The following is a 14,797-nucleotide window of genomic DNA, read 5'->3' on the forward strand; positions in this document are numbered from 1 at the left end:
GCTTTCACACCAGGAAGGTGTAAAGATTTCATGTATTATTCGGATGAGATTATAGAAGAAGTTAGAATGAAAAATGATATTGTGGACGTAATATCGGGATATGTGAAGCTTCAGAAGAAGGGAAGCTCCTATTTCGGGTTGTGTCCGTTCCACAATGAGAAATCGCCGTCGTTTTCCGTAAGCCGGGATAAGCAGATGTATTATTGCTTTGGCTGCGGTGCGGGCGGCAATGTGTTTACATTTATTATGGAATATGAGAATTACTCTTTTACGGAGGCACTGAAGTTTCTCGCCCAGAGAGCGGGGGTGGAGCTTCCAAAGGAGGAGTATTCCAAAGAGGCGAAGGAGCGGGCGGATCTCAGGGCGACCCTGCTGGAGATGAACAAGCTGGCTGCAAAGTATTACTATGCGCAGCTGAAGGCGCCTGGAGGAAAGATCGCGCATGATTACCTGACGGGACGCAAGCTTAGCGAGGAGACGATCACCGCGTTCGGACTCGGGTATTCAAACAAGTACAGCAATGATCTGTATCAGTATCTGAGATCGAAAGGTTACAATGACGATCTGATCATCAAGGCCGGGCTGGTAAATGTAGACGAGCGAAACGGAATTTATGACAAATTCTGGAATCGTGTCATGTTTCCGATCATGGATGTGAATAACCGTGTCATTGGTTTCGGCGGACGTGTGATGGGAGACGGAAAGCCCAAATATCTGAACTCTCCGGAGACGATGATATTTGACAAGAGCAGGAATCTCTACGGACTGCACCGGGCACGGACATCAAGAAAACCATATTTTCTGATTTGTGAGGGATATATGGATGTGATTTCTTTACATCAGGCAGGTTTTACGAACGCTGTGGCATCGCTGGGAACGGCGCTGACACCCGGACATGCCGCTTTGATCAAACGGTATGTGAGTGAAGTGTACCTGACGTACGACAGTGATGAAGCCGGAACGAAGGCGGCACTCAGGGCGGTGCCGATTCTGAAGGACGCCGGCATCACCGCAAAAGTGATCCGTATGGAACCTTATAAGGATCCGGATGAATTTATCAAGAACCTCGGAGCGGAAGCATTTGAGGAGCGGATCGCAAAGGCCAGAAACGGATTTATGTTCAGTCTGGAGATGATGGAGAAAGATTATGATATGACTTCCCCCGAAGGCAAGACAGAATTTCTGCGGATGGCATCCAGAAAACTTGCAGAATTTGAAGAAGAGATCGAAAGAAATAATTATATTGAAGCAGTTGCAAAAGCGTATCGTGTCGGATATGAGGAACTGAAGAAGCTGGTCGTAAAGACGGCGATTCAGAGTGGACAGGCAACACCGGCGGTAAGGCCGAAGCAGACGCAGGATAAGACCGTTCCAAAAGAGGACGGGCATATGAAGTCGCAGAAGATCCTGCTGACCTGGCTGATCGACCATGAAGAACTGTTCCCGCAGATCAGCCGCTATATCACGCCGGAGGATTTTACAACGGATCTGTACCGGCAGGTGGCGGAGCTTTTGTTTGAACAGTACGAACAGGGCGATGTGAATCCGGCAAAGATCATGAACCATTTTACAGAAGAGGCCGATCACCGAGAAGCGGCGTCCCTTTTCCACACCAGGATCAAGGAACTGACGACAAAGCAGGAACAGGAGAAGGCGATCAAGGAGACGATCATCCGCGTGAAGGCGTACAGTATTGAGGAGGCAACGAAGAAGCTGGATTCCACGGACATCCAGGGACTTCAGCGGCTCATGAATGCAAAGAAGGCTTTGCAGGATTTGCAGAAACTGCATATTTCCATCAATTAGGGATAAAATATAAACAAGCAATGAGAGGAAGGACACGACATGGTAGAGAACGTGGCAAAATTTGAAGAAAAATTAAAGAGTCTGGTTGCGCTTGCCAAAAAGAAAAAGAACATTCTTGAAATCGGTGAGATCAACGAAGTGTTCCATGATATGGAGCTGGAACCGGATCAGATGGAAAAGGTGTTCGAGTATCTGGAATCGTCTGGAATCGACGTACTTCGCATCAGCGGAGATGTGGACGACACAGATGATGATCTGGAGATCATCCTGTCTGACGAGGATGAAGTGGATATGGAGAAAATCGATCTTTCTGTACCGGACGGAATCAGTATCGAAGATCCGGTCCGTATGTATCTGAAAGAGATCGGTAAGGTTCCGCTTCTGAGTGCGGAGGAAGAGATAGAACTGGCAAAGAGAATGGCGGAAGGCGATGAGGACGCAAAGAAGCGCCTGGCTGAGGCGAACTTGAGACTGGTTGTTAGTATTGCAAAGCGATATGTGGGAAGAGGTATGCTGTTCCTGGATCTGATTCAGGAGGGAAATCTCGGACTGATCAAAGCAGTTGAAAAATTTGATTATCAGAAAGGCTTTAAATTCAGTACTTATGCAACCTGGTGGATTCGTCAGGCAATCACGAGAGCAATTGCGGATCAGGCAAGAACCATCCGTATTCCGGTTCATATGGTAGAAACCATCAACAAACTGATTCGAGTGTCCAGACAATTATTGCAGGAGCTGGGACGGGAACCCACGCCGGAAGAGATTGCGGAAGAATTGGACATGCCGGTTGAACGTGTGCGTGAGATTCTGAAGATCTCGCAGGAGCCGGTTTCCCTGGAAACTCCGATCGGCGAGGAGGAAGACAGCCATCTTGGTGATTTTATTCAGGACGACAATGTTCCGGTGCCGGCGGAAGCAGCAGCACAGACGCTTTTGAAGGAACAGCTGGATGAGGTTCTTGATACACTGACCGACAGAGAGCAGAAGGTACTCAGACTCCGCTTTGGTATGAATGACGGAAGAGCGAGAACGCTGGAGGAAGTAGGTAAGGAATTCGATGTTACCCGTGAGCGTATTCGTCAGATCGAGGCTAAAGCGCTCCGTAAACTCCGCCATCCGAGCAGAAGCAGAAAATTAAGAGATTATCTGGATTAGAGGACGAGATGGAATTATCAAAGAGACTTAAGGCTGTCGCGGAGCTGGTAACGCCCGGGATGCGGCTGGCAGATGTGGGGACCGATCATGGGTATATTCCTATTTATCTGACCGAGGCGGGTGTGATACCGTCGGCGATTGCCATGGATATTAATAAAGGTCCTCTTGAAAGGGCAAAGGAGCATATCCGGGAGCACGGACTGGAAGGAAAGATCCAGACGCGGCTGTCGGACGGGCTTAAAAACTTACAAATGAATGAAGCAGACTGTATGATCGCCGCCGGTATGGGCGGCGGTCTTGTCATACGGATTCTTTCCGAGGAAAGAGATACGGCAGGATCGCTCAAAGAACTGATTCTGCAGCCGCAGTCGGAGATTGACAGCGTCAGAAAATACCTGACCGAAGAAGGATACCGGATCGTGGCCGAAGACATGGTCTATGAGGATGGAAAATATTATCCGATGATGAAGGCAGTTCCATGCATGGCAGGTGCCGGGGAAATACCGTATTCCGAAGAAGAACTGGAATTTGGACGGGTGCTTTTGCAGCAGGCACATCCGGTTCTCGGACAGTTTCTTGAACGGGAGATGGAAATCCAGAACAGAATTTTATCTGCGCTCGAAAGTCAGGAATCCGTGCGTGCGAAGAAACGTATGGAAGAGATTTCCTATAGAATCGAATGGATCAGGGGAATTCTGAATACGTATTATTAGGAGGTACATAGCGTGATTTGCAGGGAGATAATTGATACCATTGAAAAACGTTATCCGAAAGAATGTGCGATGGAATGGGATAATGTCGGACTTCTGGCGGGAAGATATGAGAAAGAGGTTGGGAAGATCTATATTGCGCTGGATGCGACCGATGAGGTGATTGAAGATGCGGCTTCATGGGGAGCAGATATGCTGGTTACTCATCATCCTATGATTTTTAAAGCGTTAAAAAAAATCAATGATCAGAGTTTTATCGGACGCAGGGTAATCCGACTGATCCGAGAAGATATTGCATATTATGCTATGCATACAAATTATGATGTGATGGGAATGGCGGATCTTGCCGGAGAATTTATGGAGATGAAGGATCCTGAGATACTGGAGGAGACTTACCCGGACGAGGGGATCGGCAGAGTAGCTGACCTGAAGGAAGCGATGACTCTGGAGGAGTGCTGTGGTTTTGTCAAAGAACGTCTGGCACTGCCGAGTGTGAAAGTCTTCGGAGATCCGAAGAAAACGGTGAAGAGGATGGCTGTATCTCCGGGATCCGGAAAGAGCATGATCGGCCCTGCTCTGGCGAAAGGGGCGGATGTGCTTGTGACCGGTGATATCGATCATCATGAAGGAATCGATGCGCTGGCTCAGGGACTGGCAATCATCGATGCCGGGCATTATGGAACAGAGTATATTTTTATAGCAGATATGGAACAGTTTCTGAAAGAGCATTTTCCGGAGGCCGAGATCAGGACGGCTCCGGTCCGTCATCCGTTCTGGGTTATGTAACGATCGGGAAACAGTTTTTTATGTCAATAAGGAGGTGCCGGAAGGTGGAGACGAAGCGTTATCAGGTTGAAATAAACGGTGAGAAAAGAGCGTATCGCGAGGGAACGACGTATCTTGAAATCGCAAAAGAATATCAGGATCAGTATGAGAATGACATCGTGCTGGTATTTGTGAACGAAAAACTTCAGGAGTTGCGCAAGAAGGTGACGAAGGACTGCAGACTTCGGTTTGTAACAACCGGAGAGGAGCTGGGCAATATGGCCTACAGGCGCGGAGTCAGTTTTCTCCTCATAAAAGCGGTCTACGATGCAGCCGGGCATGAAAATGTGAAAAAAGTAAGGATCCATTATTCAGTCGATAAGGGATTTTATTTTACGCTTAAAGGGAACCTGTATCTGGATCAGGAGCTGCTTGACAGAATCGAGAGCAGGATGCGCCAGATGGTGGAGATGGATCTGGAAATCGGAAAGCAGGGAATCCATACCGACGATGCGATCGAAAAATTCCACGAGTACGGTATGAAAGATAAGGAGAAGCTTTTCCATTACCGCCGGGTATCCCGGGTCAATCTTTACAGCATCAATGAATTTGAAGACTATTTTTACGGATATATGGTACCGTCTACGGGATATCTAAAATATTTCAAACTGTTTCTATACGACGAGGGATTCGTGGTACAGATGCCGGAAAAGGAAAACCCGAAGCTGGTTCCTCCTTTTAATCCGCAACACAAGCTTTTTCAAGTATTAAAGGAATCAACACAGGGCGGAGATCGGATGGGAATCGAGACAATCGGAGATCTCAACCATTTTGTGACCAGAGGAGATCCACAAGAGCTGATCTTGGTGCAGGAGGCACTTCAGGAGAAACGAATCGCACAGATCGCCGAGCAGATCGCTTCCCAGCCTGAGAAAAAGTTTGTTCTGATCGCAGGCCCGTCATCTTCCGGTAAGACCACATTTTCACACCGGCTTTCGGTGCAGCTTCGTGTCAACGGACTGGTGCCGCATCCAATTGCGGTGGATAATTATTTTCTGAATCGCTCGGAAACGCCGCTGGACGAGGAAGGAAAGCCGAATTATGAATGCCTTGAGGCAATCGATGTGGCGCAATTCAATCTGGATCTTCAGGCTCTTCTGAATGGGGAGCGGGTGGAAATCCCATATTTCAACTTCAAGACCGGAAAACGGGAATATAAAGGAGATTACAAACAGCTTGGGAAAAATGATATTCTGGTGATTGAAGGAATTCATTGTCTGAATGATGCACTTACCAGAGAGCTTCCGAGAGAGCATAAATTCAAAATTTATATCAGCGCACTTACGCAGCTGAATATCGATGAGCACAATCGGATTCCGACGACGGACGGACGGCTTCTTCGAAGAATGGTGAGGGATGCGAGAACCCGCGGTACTTCTGCAAAGGATACGATCGCGATGTGGAAATCGGTGCGAAGAGGCGAGGATAACAACATTTTCCCGTATCAGGAAGAGGCGGATGTGATGTTTAACTCAGCATTGCTTTATGAGCTGGCGGTGCTGAAGGCTTATGCAGAGCCGATCCTGTTCGGAATTGATAAAAACTGCGAGGAATACCTGGAAGCCAAGAGGCTGCTTAAGTTTCTGGATTATGTTGTTGGGATCGGAAGTGAAAATATACCGCAGAACTCGATTTTAAGAGAGTTCATTGGCGGAGGATGTTTCGAAATATAGAAAATAGGAGTGAGAAAAAGAAACGGGAGGCGTATTGCATTTATTGATGCGATACTGCCTCCCGAAATTCATGACAGAGGACCATATCGTCCGGGAGCGGAGAGCGGAAATCCATCTTGGTTCCGGTAATCGGATGACGGAAGGTGAGGCGATAGGAATGGAGAGCCTGGCGGCCGATCACGGAATAATCCGGATTGTACAGAAAATCACCGGGGAGAGGATGCCCGATGTGTTTCATGTGTACCCGGATCTGGTGGGTCCGTCCGGTTTCCAGCGACAGGGCGGCAAGTGAATACTCTTTACCGGTTCCGGGAACGGTCGTATGGGCAAGCCGTTTAAAATGTGTACGCGCAGGCTCTCCGTTTTCGACATTTACTTCGCGCTCAATGGTGGAGCCTTCACAGCGCCCGATCGGGGCATCAACGGTTCCACATTCGGGAAGCAATCCTTCCACAACCGCGCGGTATTCGCGGTGGATTTCACGTCTGGCGACCATGGCGGACAGAAGCGAAGCGCTGTACATGTGGCGGGCCAGAATCAGCAGCCCGGTCGTATCGCGGTCCAGTCGGTTAATGCAGCGGTAGGTGAAGGGTTCGTTTTTTTGAGAAAAATACCAGGCACAGGCATTTGCCAGCGTATTGTCGTAATTTCCCTGGGAGGGATGGATCGGCATGTTGGCAGGCTTATCTATCACGAGCAGATCCTCATCTTCGTAGACAATGGAAAGCGGAAGCGGAACCGGAAGGATGTTTTGGGAAGAAGTGTCTTCCGTGAGCTGAATGGTCAGCATATCGCCCGGCATGAGGGGATCGTGAATATGTGCCCAGGTTCCGTTTCGGCAGATCCCGTTTTCTGTTTCTTTCAGATGGCGGATGACAGCAGAAGAATACCCATGGGCTTTTAAAAACCCATGGATATGATTGGCATTTTTTGTCTGTAATGTTGTTTCTGTAATCTGATATTCAAGAATTCGTTTCCACATAGAGAAAATGCTCCCTTCTACCTTTGGTAGAACTCACTGATTTTGTCCATCCGCGCGCACATATTGGTGAAGAGCAGATCAACGATTGTGATGGCTGCCATTGCCTCAACCACAACGACGGCACGCGGTACAATGACCGGGTCATGGCGGCCGGTTATGGAGAGAGAGACATTTTCCCCATCTTTATTTACAGACTGCTGTTCACGAGAAATCGAAGGGGTCGGCTTTACGGCAGCGCGGAAAAGGATTCGGCTTCCGTCGCTCATGCCTCCAAGCGTGCCGCCTGCGTGGTTGGTAAGTTTGGTAAGGGCTCCGTTTTCATCGTAACGGAACGGGTCGTTATTTGTACTTCCGTTTGATTCGGAAACAGAGAAACCGTCTCCGATCTCAAAGCCTCTGACAGCACCGATGGAGAGGATGCTCTTCGCAAGATTGGCCTCCAGCTTATCGAATACGGTATCTCCGATTCCTGCAGGCATTCCGGTAATAGAACATTCAATGATGCCGCCGGCAGAATCCTGATCCTCCATGCATTTTGAAAGATATTCGGAAGCCTTTGAAGCATAGACGGCATTGGGCATGTAGAGCGGGTTCTCGAAAACCTGGTTAAAATCATATTCCGCTTCGGGAATCATATAAGGGCCGATTGCCTTTGTGTAAGCATGCACTTCGATTCCAAGAGTATTCAGAATTTTGCAGGCTACGGCGCCTGCCGCCACACGTCCTGCGGTCTCCCGCCCGGAAGAACGTCCGCCGCCGCGATAGTCACGGAAGCCGTATTTGGCATCGAAAGTGTAGTCCGCGTGTCCGGGACGGTATACGTTCATGATATTACCGTAATCACGGGAGCGTTGGTCCTGATTGCGGATCTCGATGGAAATCGGCGTTCCGGTCGTCTTTCCCTCGAATACACCGGATAAAATTTCTGCGGTATCGCCCTCATTACGTTTCGTTGTGAATTTACTCTGCCCCGGTTTTCTTCTATCTAAATAGATCTGAATGTCTTCTTCAGAAAGCGGAAGTCCGGCGGGACATCCGTCGATCACGACGCCGATCCCCTTTCCATGTGATTCGCCCCAGGTTGAGATCTGAAATAATTTACCATAAATGGAACCTGCCATTTGATACACCAAGCCTTTCTTTTTGAGTATGTGAATACGGGAAAAGGATATTCCCAATATTGTTTTTTGGTTTGACGGGCGGGGCCTGTCTACATGACAGTATAATGGAAGAAAAGTTGGGACGCAAGCAATCTTAATAATTTATTAAGGAAAAAAGGGAGTTTTGTATTGTATTTGGGAATGAGTTCGTATTATAATAACCACATATTGAGTTTAGAGGGAGCAATTATCTGAATGGGTGATAAGGATATGAAAATGACAGAAGAGAATACAGAGAAGAACGCAGAGCTTATCATGGAAGAGACGATGAAAGAAATCTACGATGAGGTGAACAGGAATGAAGAAGAGGGGTCTGTCCGGCAACATAAAAAAGTGGAAAAAGCGGGCAAAACGAATCGGAAGAAAGCATCGGATCGCTCAGGCAGCCATTTATCTGTGGATGACCTGGGTTCTTCGCAGACCGCAGGTCGGGATAAGAAGGCTGATAAGAAGAATGAAGAAGACTCGTTAGAGGTGAAGTACAAGGCACAGCGTGGCCGGAAGGTGAAGAAAGAAAAAAGAAAACCACTTCCGGAGGAGGAATATGAGGAAGAACTCCTGCTGGATGCAAAGGACGGCGAAGAGCTGGAGCCGGTATTGAGTGCGGAAGATGGAGAAGCTTTTGAAGAGGAGTTTGACGACAGCTTCGATGAGGAAGAAGAAACCGATGAGGAGAAGGCTGAGCGCCGCAGAAAGCGGAAGAAGGTCGCAAAGATCGTGCTGGCGTCGATCCTGGGAGTTACAGCGGCTGTTTATCTGGGGTTTGCGTTCTTTTTCATGAGTCATTTTCAGTTCCAGACCACGATTAACGGAACAGACCACGCACTTGAATCCGTCAGCGATGTGGAAAATTACATGAAGGAACAGGTGGCGGGCTACACGCTTACATTGCATGAGTCTGACGGAGATACGGAGACGATCAGTGGCAGCGAGATTGATCTTACTTATAAAAAAAGTGAAGAACTGGAGAAGCTTCTGAAAGAACAGAATGCCTTTTTGTGGCCGATGAGCCTCTGGAAAGCGCCTGAGATCACAGCTTCAATCGGGGTGGAGTATGACAGCGCGAAGCTGACCGGGGTTCTGGACGGACTTGCGTGCATGAAAGAGGAAAATCAGCAGGCACCGGTTTCCGCGATTCCGGAATACAACGGGACAGAATTCGTGGTTAAGAAAGAAGAAACAGGATCTCAGATTAACCGTGAAGTATTTGAGGTAAAGGTCAGCGAATATATTGCCGGTTTTCTTCCGGAGATGGATATGACGGAAGAAGAGTGCTATGTGAAACCGCAGTTTACGGAGCAGTCCCAGGAAGTCATTGATGCATGTTCGGCGATGAATAAATATCTGACTGCAAGTATTACCTATACATTCGGTTCTTCAACCGAAGTGGTCGATAAAGAACTGATCTCACAGTGGGTGAAGGTGGATGGGAATATGGCCGTCACCTTTGACACGGATCAGGTGGCTGAATACATCAAGGGGCTTGCAAGTAAATATAATACGTATGGAAGACAGCGTACGTTTACGGCGGGAAATGGAAATACAGTCAATGTAGAAGGCGGAGATTACGGATGGTCGATTGACCGGGATGCGGAATATGAGGCACTTGTTGCCAGTATCCAGAAGGGAGAGACTGTGACGAAGGAGCCTGCATACAGGACAACGGCGGCGACACACGACGGCCCTGACTGGGGGAATACGTATGTGGAAGTGGATCTCACAAACCAGTATTTGTATTTGTTCGTTAACGGAGCGGTCGTAACCCAGGGACCGATTGTTACGGGACTTCCGAGCAGGGGCGATGCGACGCCGCAGGGAGTTTATTACATTAAGTATTGCCAGAAAAATGCGACGCTTCGAGGACCGAAGCAGCCGGACGGCACATACGAGTGGGAATCACCGGTATCTTTCTGGATGCCGTTTAACGGAGGAATCGGGCTGCATGATGCACCGTGGCAGGCTGCGTTCGGAGGAACCCGCTATCTGACACACGGTTCAAGGGGATGTGTGAACCTTCCGTACAGTGTAGCGGAGACTGTATTTAACAACGTGTCAGCTGGGACACCGGTCGTGTGTCACTATTAAAACAAAATCATATGAAATGAATGGATTCAGGACGACAGGAATGCCGTCCTGATACGTTGAAAGAGGGTATTATGTACGAATTAATAAAAAGAGACGGTCTTGCCAAAAGAGGAAGACTCCACACGGTTCACGGAGTGATCGAGACTCCGGTGTTTATGAATGTCGGTACCGTGGCGGCTATCAAGGGAGCAGTGTCTACAGCGGATCTTCAGGAGATCGGAACGCAGGTGGAACTTTCGAACACTTATCATCTGCATGTGCGTCCGGGGGATCAGGTGATCCGGAAGCTTGGAGGACTGCATAAATTTATGGTATGGGACAAGCCGATCCTTACGGATTCCGGTGGATTTCAGGTGTTTTCGCTGGCAGGTCTTAGAAAGATCAAAGAAGAGGGCGTGTATTTCCAGTCCCACATCGATGGAAGAAAGATTTTCATGGGGCCGGAAGAGAGCATGCAGATCCAGTCGAATCTGGCATCCACGATCGCGATGGCATTTGACGAATGTCCGTCGAGTGTGGCGACAAGAGAATATATTCAGGCTTCTGTGGACCGGACAACGAGATGGCTGGCGCGCTGTAAGAAGGAGATGGAGCGTTTGAATTCCCTTGAGGATACGATCAACCGGCAGCAGATGCTGTTCGGGATCAATCAGGGAGCCATTTATGAGGATATCCGGGTGGAACACGCGCAACAAATCGCCGAAATGGATCTGGATGGGTATGCAATCGGCGGACTTGCAGTCGGTGAGTCTCATGAAGAGATGTACCGCATTCTTGACGCAGTCGTTCCACATCTTCCGCTTAACAAGCCGACCTATCTGATGGGAGTGGGAACTCCGGCCAATATTCTGGAAGCGGTGGACAGAGGAGTGGATTTCTTTGACTGTGTCTACCCGAGCAGAAACGGAAGGCACGGGCATGTTTATACCAGACATGGAAAATTGAATCTGTTTAATGCGAAATATGAGCTGGATACCCGGCCGATTGAAGAGGGATGCCAGTGCCCGGCGTGCCGGAAGTATTCAAGAGCATATATCCGTCATCTGTTGAAAGCAAAAGAAATGCTGGGAATGAGGCTTTGCGTTCTGCACAATCTGTATTACTATAATCACCTGATGGAGCAGATCCGGGATGCCATCGACGAAGGAAGATACAGCCAGTTTAAGGCCGAAACGCTTCGTGCGATGGAAGAGAAAGAAGACTAAATGATAGTAAAATCAGAAAAATCCGGATGAAATTGTGAAAATCACTTGATGAAATCCAAGTTATTGTGTATGATAGCAATAGCGTTTATGAAGATTTAGGAGGAAGTAACATGAATAATTTAGTAATTATTGCAGTTTATGCATTGTTCTTTGGTGGGCTCTGGTTCCTGTTGATCCGTCCTCAGAAGAAAGAGCAGAAGAGAGTACAGCTTATGCTTTCAGAACTTGAAGTAGGAGATACGATTCTTACAACGAGTGGATTTTACGGTGTTGTGATTGATATTACCGAGAATGATGTGATTGTTGAATTCGGAAGCAACAAGAACTGCCGTATCCCGATGCAGAAGCAGGCTATTATGCAGGTTGAAAAGCCGGGAGCAGCTCAGTAGTGCTGTAAGGGTGAAAAAAGCATTGCATGTTTATGCAGTGCTTTTAAAATATATTAATTGGAAACGTTACCGATAACGTTTCCGGAAAGAGTAAGAGGTGCAGATATGAGAGCAAGTGGTATACTGATGCCGGTGGCAAGTCTTCCGTCAGAATATGGAATCGGGGCGTTTTCAAAAGAAGCCTACAAATTCGTTGATATGCTTAAGAAAGCCGGTCAGCGTTACTGGCAGATTCTTCCTCTGGGACCGACCGGATATGGGGATTCGCCGTATCAGTCTTTTTCAACGTTTGCAGGGAATCCGTATTTTATCGATTTGAATACGCTGGTTAAAAAGGGCTGGCTTAAGAAGAAAGAATGCCGTGCCTGTGATTTCGGAAATGACAGCCGCTATATCGATTATGAGAAGATCTATTTGAACCGTTTTGAGATCCTGAAGAAGGCATTTAAGAGAAGCGGGATCGAAAGCGCTCCGGAGTTTCAGACATTTTGCAAAGAAAACGAGGAATGGCTGGATGATTATGCCCTGTATATGGAGCTGAAGCAGGCGAATGGCGGAAAGAGCTGGAGCGAATGGGCGGATCCATATCGTTTGAGAAATGCTGAGGCATTGGAAGCGTTCAGAAAAGAGCATAAAAAAGGGATCCGTTTCCAGAAGTTCCTGCAGTTCGAATTTCTGGAAGAGTGGAAAGCATTGAAAGATTATGCAAATCATAAAGGTATCGAGATCATCGGAGATATTCCGATCTACGTGGCATTTGACAGTGCGGATGCGTGGGCACATCCGGAATTGTTCCAGTTTGACGAGAACAGAATGCCGGTCGGGGTTGCGGGATGTCCGCCGGACGCCTTCAGCGCAACCGGGCAGCTCTGGGGCAATCCACTCTATGACTGGGCGTACCACAAAGAGACGGGATTTGAGTGGTGGATCAAACGGGTCGCGCACTGTCAGAAGTTGTATGATATTATACGAATCGACCACTTCCGAGGATTTGATGAGTATTACTGGATCCCGGCGGCAGATGAGACGGCTGAATTCGGTCACTGGGAGAAAGGGCCGGGCATGGATATTTTCCGGGCCGTGGAAGAAAAACTTGGAAAGCTCAGGATCATTGCGGAAGATCTGGGCTTCCTTACGGATTCCGTGCTGCAGCTTGTGGCTGATTCCGGATTCCCGGGAATGAAAGTTCTGGAGTTTGCGTTTGATTCCAGAGAACCGAGCGATTACCTTCCGCATAATTATACCAGAAATTGTGTGGTTTATACGGGCACTCATGATAATGAGACGCTTGCGGGATGGTATCGTGAACTGAATGAGAAAGACAAACGCCTTGCACTGAAATATATGGGATATAAAGAACTGGAAGAGCAGGATGCCGTCTGGGCGGTTATCCGCCTGGCACAGGCAAGTGTGGCCGATACCTGTATTATTCCGATCCAGGATTATTTGTGTCTGGGAAATGAGGCGCGAATCAATCAGCCTTCCACGCTTGGCGGCAACTGGATCTGGCGACTTCAGAAAGAAGAGGTTAGCAAGGAACTTATTAAGAAGATCCGGAAGATGACGAAGCTCTACGGAAGACTGCCGGAATAATTGACGAGAGGACTGTTGAACTTTGGGAATGACGATCAAGGATATTGCAAAGAAATGTGGTGTTGGCATCAGTACGGTATCGCGTGCGCTGAACGATCATCCGGATATCAATCCGGAGACGAAAGAGAGAATTCTGAAGACCGTGGCAGAATCGGATTTTGTGCCGAACAACAGTGCCAGAAATCTGAAACGGACCGATGCGCAGGCGATTGCGGTGATGGTTAAAGAGATTGATGATCCGTTCTTTGCAACTATGATGCAAGTCCTGGAGCGTGAGATACGGAAGAGACATTATGCTTTTTTCATCCGGCATATGACTCGTGGAAGAGACGAGCTGGAGGAAGCGGCCGAATTGATCGCGGAGAAGCGGCTGAGAGGCCTGATCTTTCTCGGAGGAAGCTTTGAGAATAAGATGGACCGCCTGAAGAAAATTAAGGTTCCTTTTGTGGTTTGTACGGCTTCTCTGACTGCGGTTCCAGAAGGAAGACTGGCATCCTGGGTCGCCACAGATGACTATCATGCAAGCAGGGAGATCGTAAATTATCTCTGTGAAACAGGCAATAGAAATATTGCAATTCTGGCTTCGGATAAGAATGACAGCAATGTGGGTTATCTTCGGATGAAAGGGTATGAGAAGGCACTTGAGGAACATCAGATTCCTTTGCGGGACGAACTGATCTGCTATCTGGATGAAACGGATACAGCTTATTCTATGGAAAACGGATATCGGATGATGCAGAAGCTGCTCATAAGAAAATGTGGATTTACAGCTGTTTTTGCAATTTCGGATCTGATGGCAGTCGGGGCGATCCGGGCTTTGCGAGAAGCCGGAAAGCGAATCCCGCAGGATGTGGCGGTTGCGGGATTTGACGGTCTTGCATTTGCAGAGTATTTTGAACCACCGATTACAACGATGGTGCAGCCTGTCGAAGAAATTGCAAAAGAGTCGGTGGTGATCTTATTTCAGATGATTGAAACGCAGAAAAGTTGCGAGGGGAGAATTCTGCCGGCGAAGCTGGTTGTCAGAAAATCGACAGAGAGGGGACATATCTAACAGATAGGTCCCTTTTTCATTTTGTTTGATGCCAAAAACAGAGAGCACTCTAATTTTTGCGCTTTTACGAATTAAAGGCTTGAAACTATGATGAAAATAGGATATTATAGTGTTTAACAGATTTTGAGGGGACGATGGTCTGACCTCTGAACCGGAGATT

General features: G+C 48.0%; 12 protein-coding genes. 10 read left to right on the forward strand and 2 right to left on the reverse strand.

The genetic code is table 11. The features are described from left to right. Positions 1-30: 30 nt before the first annotated feature. The 5 genes from dnaG to ACTNA4_RS00570 are packed head-to-tail and all read left to right on the forward strand — an operon-like array spanning position 31 to position 6,169. Complete coding sequence (dnaG, locus tag ACTNA4_RS00550; RefSeq protein WP_427806448.1) at positions 31-1,806, forward strand: DNA primase; 1,776 nt, start codon at positions 31-33, stop codon at positions 1,804-1,806. 39 nt (positions 1,807-1,845) lie between these two features. After that, positions 1,846-2,961: an RNA polymerase sigma factor RpoD gene (gene rpoD / locus ACTNA4_RS00555; protein ID WP_427806447.1), complete on the forward strand. Its 1,116-nt coding sequence runs from the start codon at positions 1,846-1,848 to the stop codon at positions 2,959-2,961. Between the two features lie 8 nt (positions 2,962-2,969). Continuing rightward, positions 2,970-3,674: a tRNA (adenine(22)-N(1))-methyltransferase gene (locus ACTNA4_RS00560; protein WP_427806446.1), complete on the forward strand. Its 705-nt coding sequence runs from the start codon at positions 2,970-2,972 to the stop codon at positions 3,672-3,674. 12 nt (positions 3,675-3,686) lie between these two features. Next, positions 3,687-4,457 carry a Nif3-like dinuclear metal center hexameric protein gene (locus tag ACTNA4_RS00565; protein WP_427819121.1) on the forward strand — a complete coding sequence of 257 codons (771 nt, stop codon included), beginning with the start codon at positions 3,687-3,689 and terminating at the stop codon, positions 4,455-4,457. 44 nt (positions 4,458-4,501) lie between these two features. Then, the gene (locus ACTNA4_RS00570; protein WP_441028140.1) at positions 4,502-6,169 is read left to right on the forward strand and encodes a nucleoside kinase; all 1,668 of its coding nucleotides are present in this window, start codon (positions 4,502-4,504) and stop codon (positions 6,167-6,169) included. A gap of 40 nt (positions 6,170-6,209) precedes the next feature. Here the strand turns inward: ACTNA4_RS00570 and ACTNA4_RS00575 are convergent, their stop codons facing one another. Beyond that, on the reverse strand, positions 6,210-7,151 hold the full coding sequence (locus ACTNA4_RS00575) for an RluA family pseudouridine synthase (protein ID WP_427806443.1): 942 nt from the start codon (positions 7,149-7,151) through the stop codon (positions 6,210-6,212). Positions 7,152-7,168: 17 nt separating this feature from the next. Further along, positions 7,169-8,272: a chorismate synthase gene (aroC, locus tag ACTNA4_RS00580; RefSeq protein WP_427806442.1), complete on the reverse strand. Its 1,104-nt coding sequence runs from the start codon at positions 8,270-8,272 to the stop codon at positions 7,169-7,171. A 234-nt stretch (positions 8,273-8,506) separates the two neighbouring features. Between aroC and ACTNA4_RS00585 the strand changes: the two genes are divergently transcribed. From ACTNA4_RS00585 to ACTNA4_RS00605, 5 genes are all read left to right on the forward strand, one after another. Further along, positions 8,507-10,396: a L,D-transpeptidase family protein gene (locus ACTNA4_RS00585; protein WP_441028142.1), complete on the forward strand. Its 1,890-nt coding sequence runs from the start codon at positions 8,507-8,509 to the stop codon at positions 10,394-10,396. A 71-nt stretch (positions 10,397-10,467) separates the two neighbouring features. After that, positions 10,468-11,601 (forward strand): tRNA guanosine(34) transglycosylase Tgt, encoded by a 1,134-nt coding sequence (gene tgt / locus ACTNA4_RS00590; protein WP_427806439.1) that lies wholly within the window; start codon positions 10,468-10,470, stop codon positions 11,599-11,601. 110 nt (positions 11,602-11,711) lie between these two features. Further along, positions 11,712-11,990, forward strand: a complete 279-nt coding sequence (gene yajC, locus ACTNA4_RS00595) for a preprotein translocase subunit YajC (RefSeq protein ID WP_427806438.1) — start codon at positions 11,712-11,714, stop codon at positions 11,988-11,990. Positions 11,991-12,095: 105 nt separating this feature from the next. Continuing rightward, the gene (gene malQ, locus ACTNA4_RS00600; RefSeq protein WP_427806437.1) at positions 12,096-13,583 is read left to right on the forward strand and encodes a 4-alpha-glucanotransferase; all 1,488 of its coding nucleotides are present in this window, start codon (positions 12,096-12,098) and stop codon (positions 13,581-13,583) included. Between the two features lie 28 nt (positions 13,584-13,611). Next, complete coding sequence (locus tag ACTNA4_RS00605) at positions 13,612-14,637, forward strand: LacI family DNA-binding transcriptional regulator (RefSeq protein ID WP_427806489.1); 1,026 nt, start codon at positions 13,612-13,614, stop codon at positions 14,635-14,637. Positions 14,638-14,797: the final 160 nt, after the last annotated feature.

The organism is Bariatricus sp. HCP28S3_A7 (assembly GCF_052066375.1).
GTDB lineage: Bacteria > Bacillota > Clostridia > Lachnospirales > Lachnospiraceae > Allocoprococcus.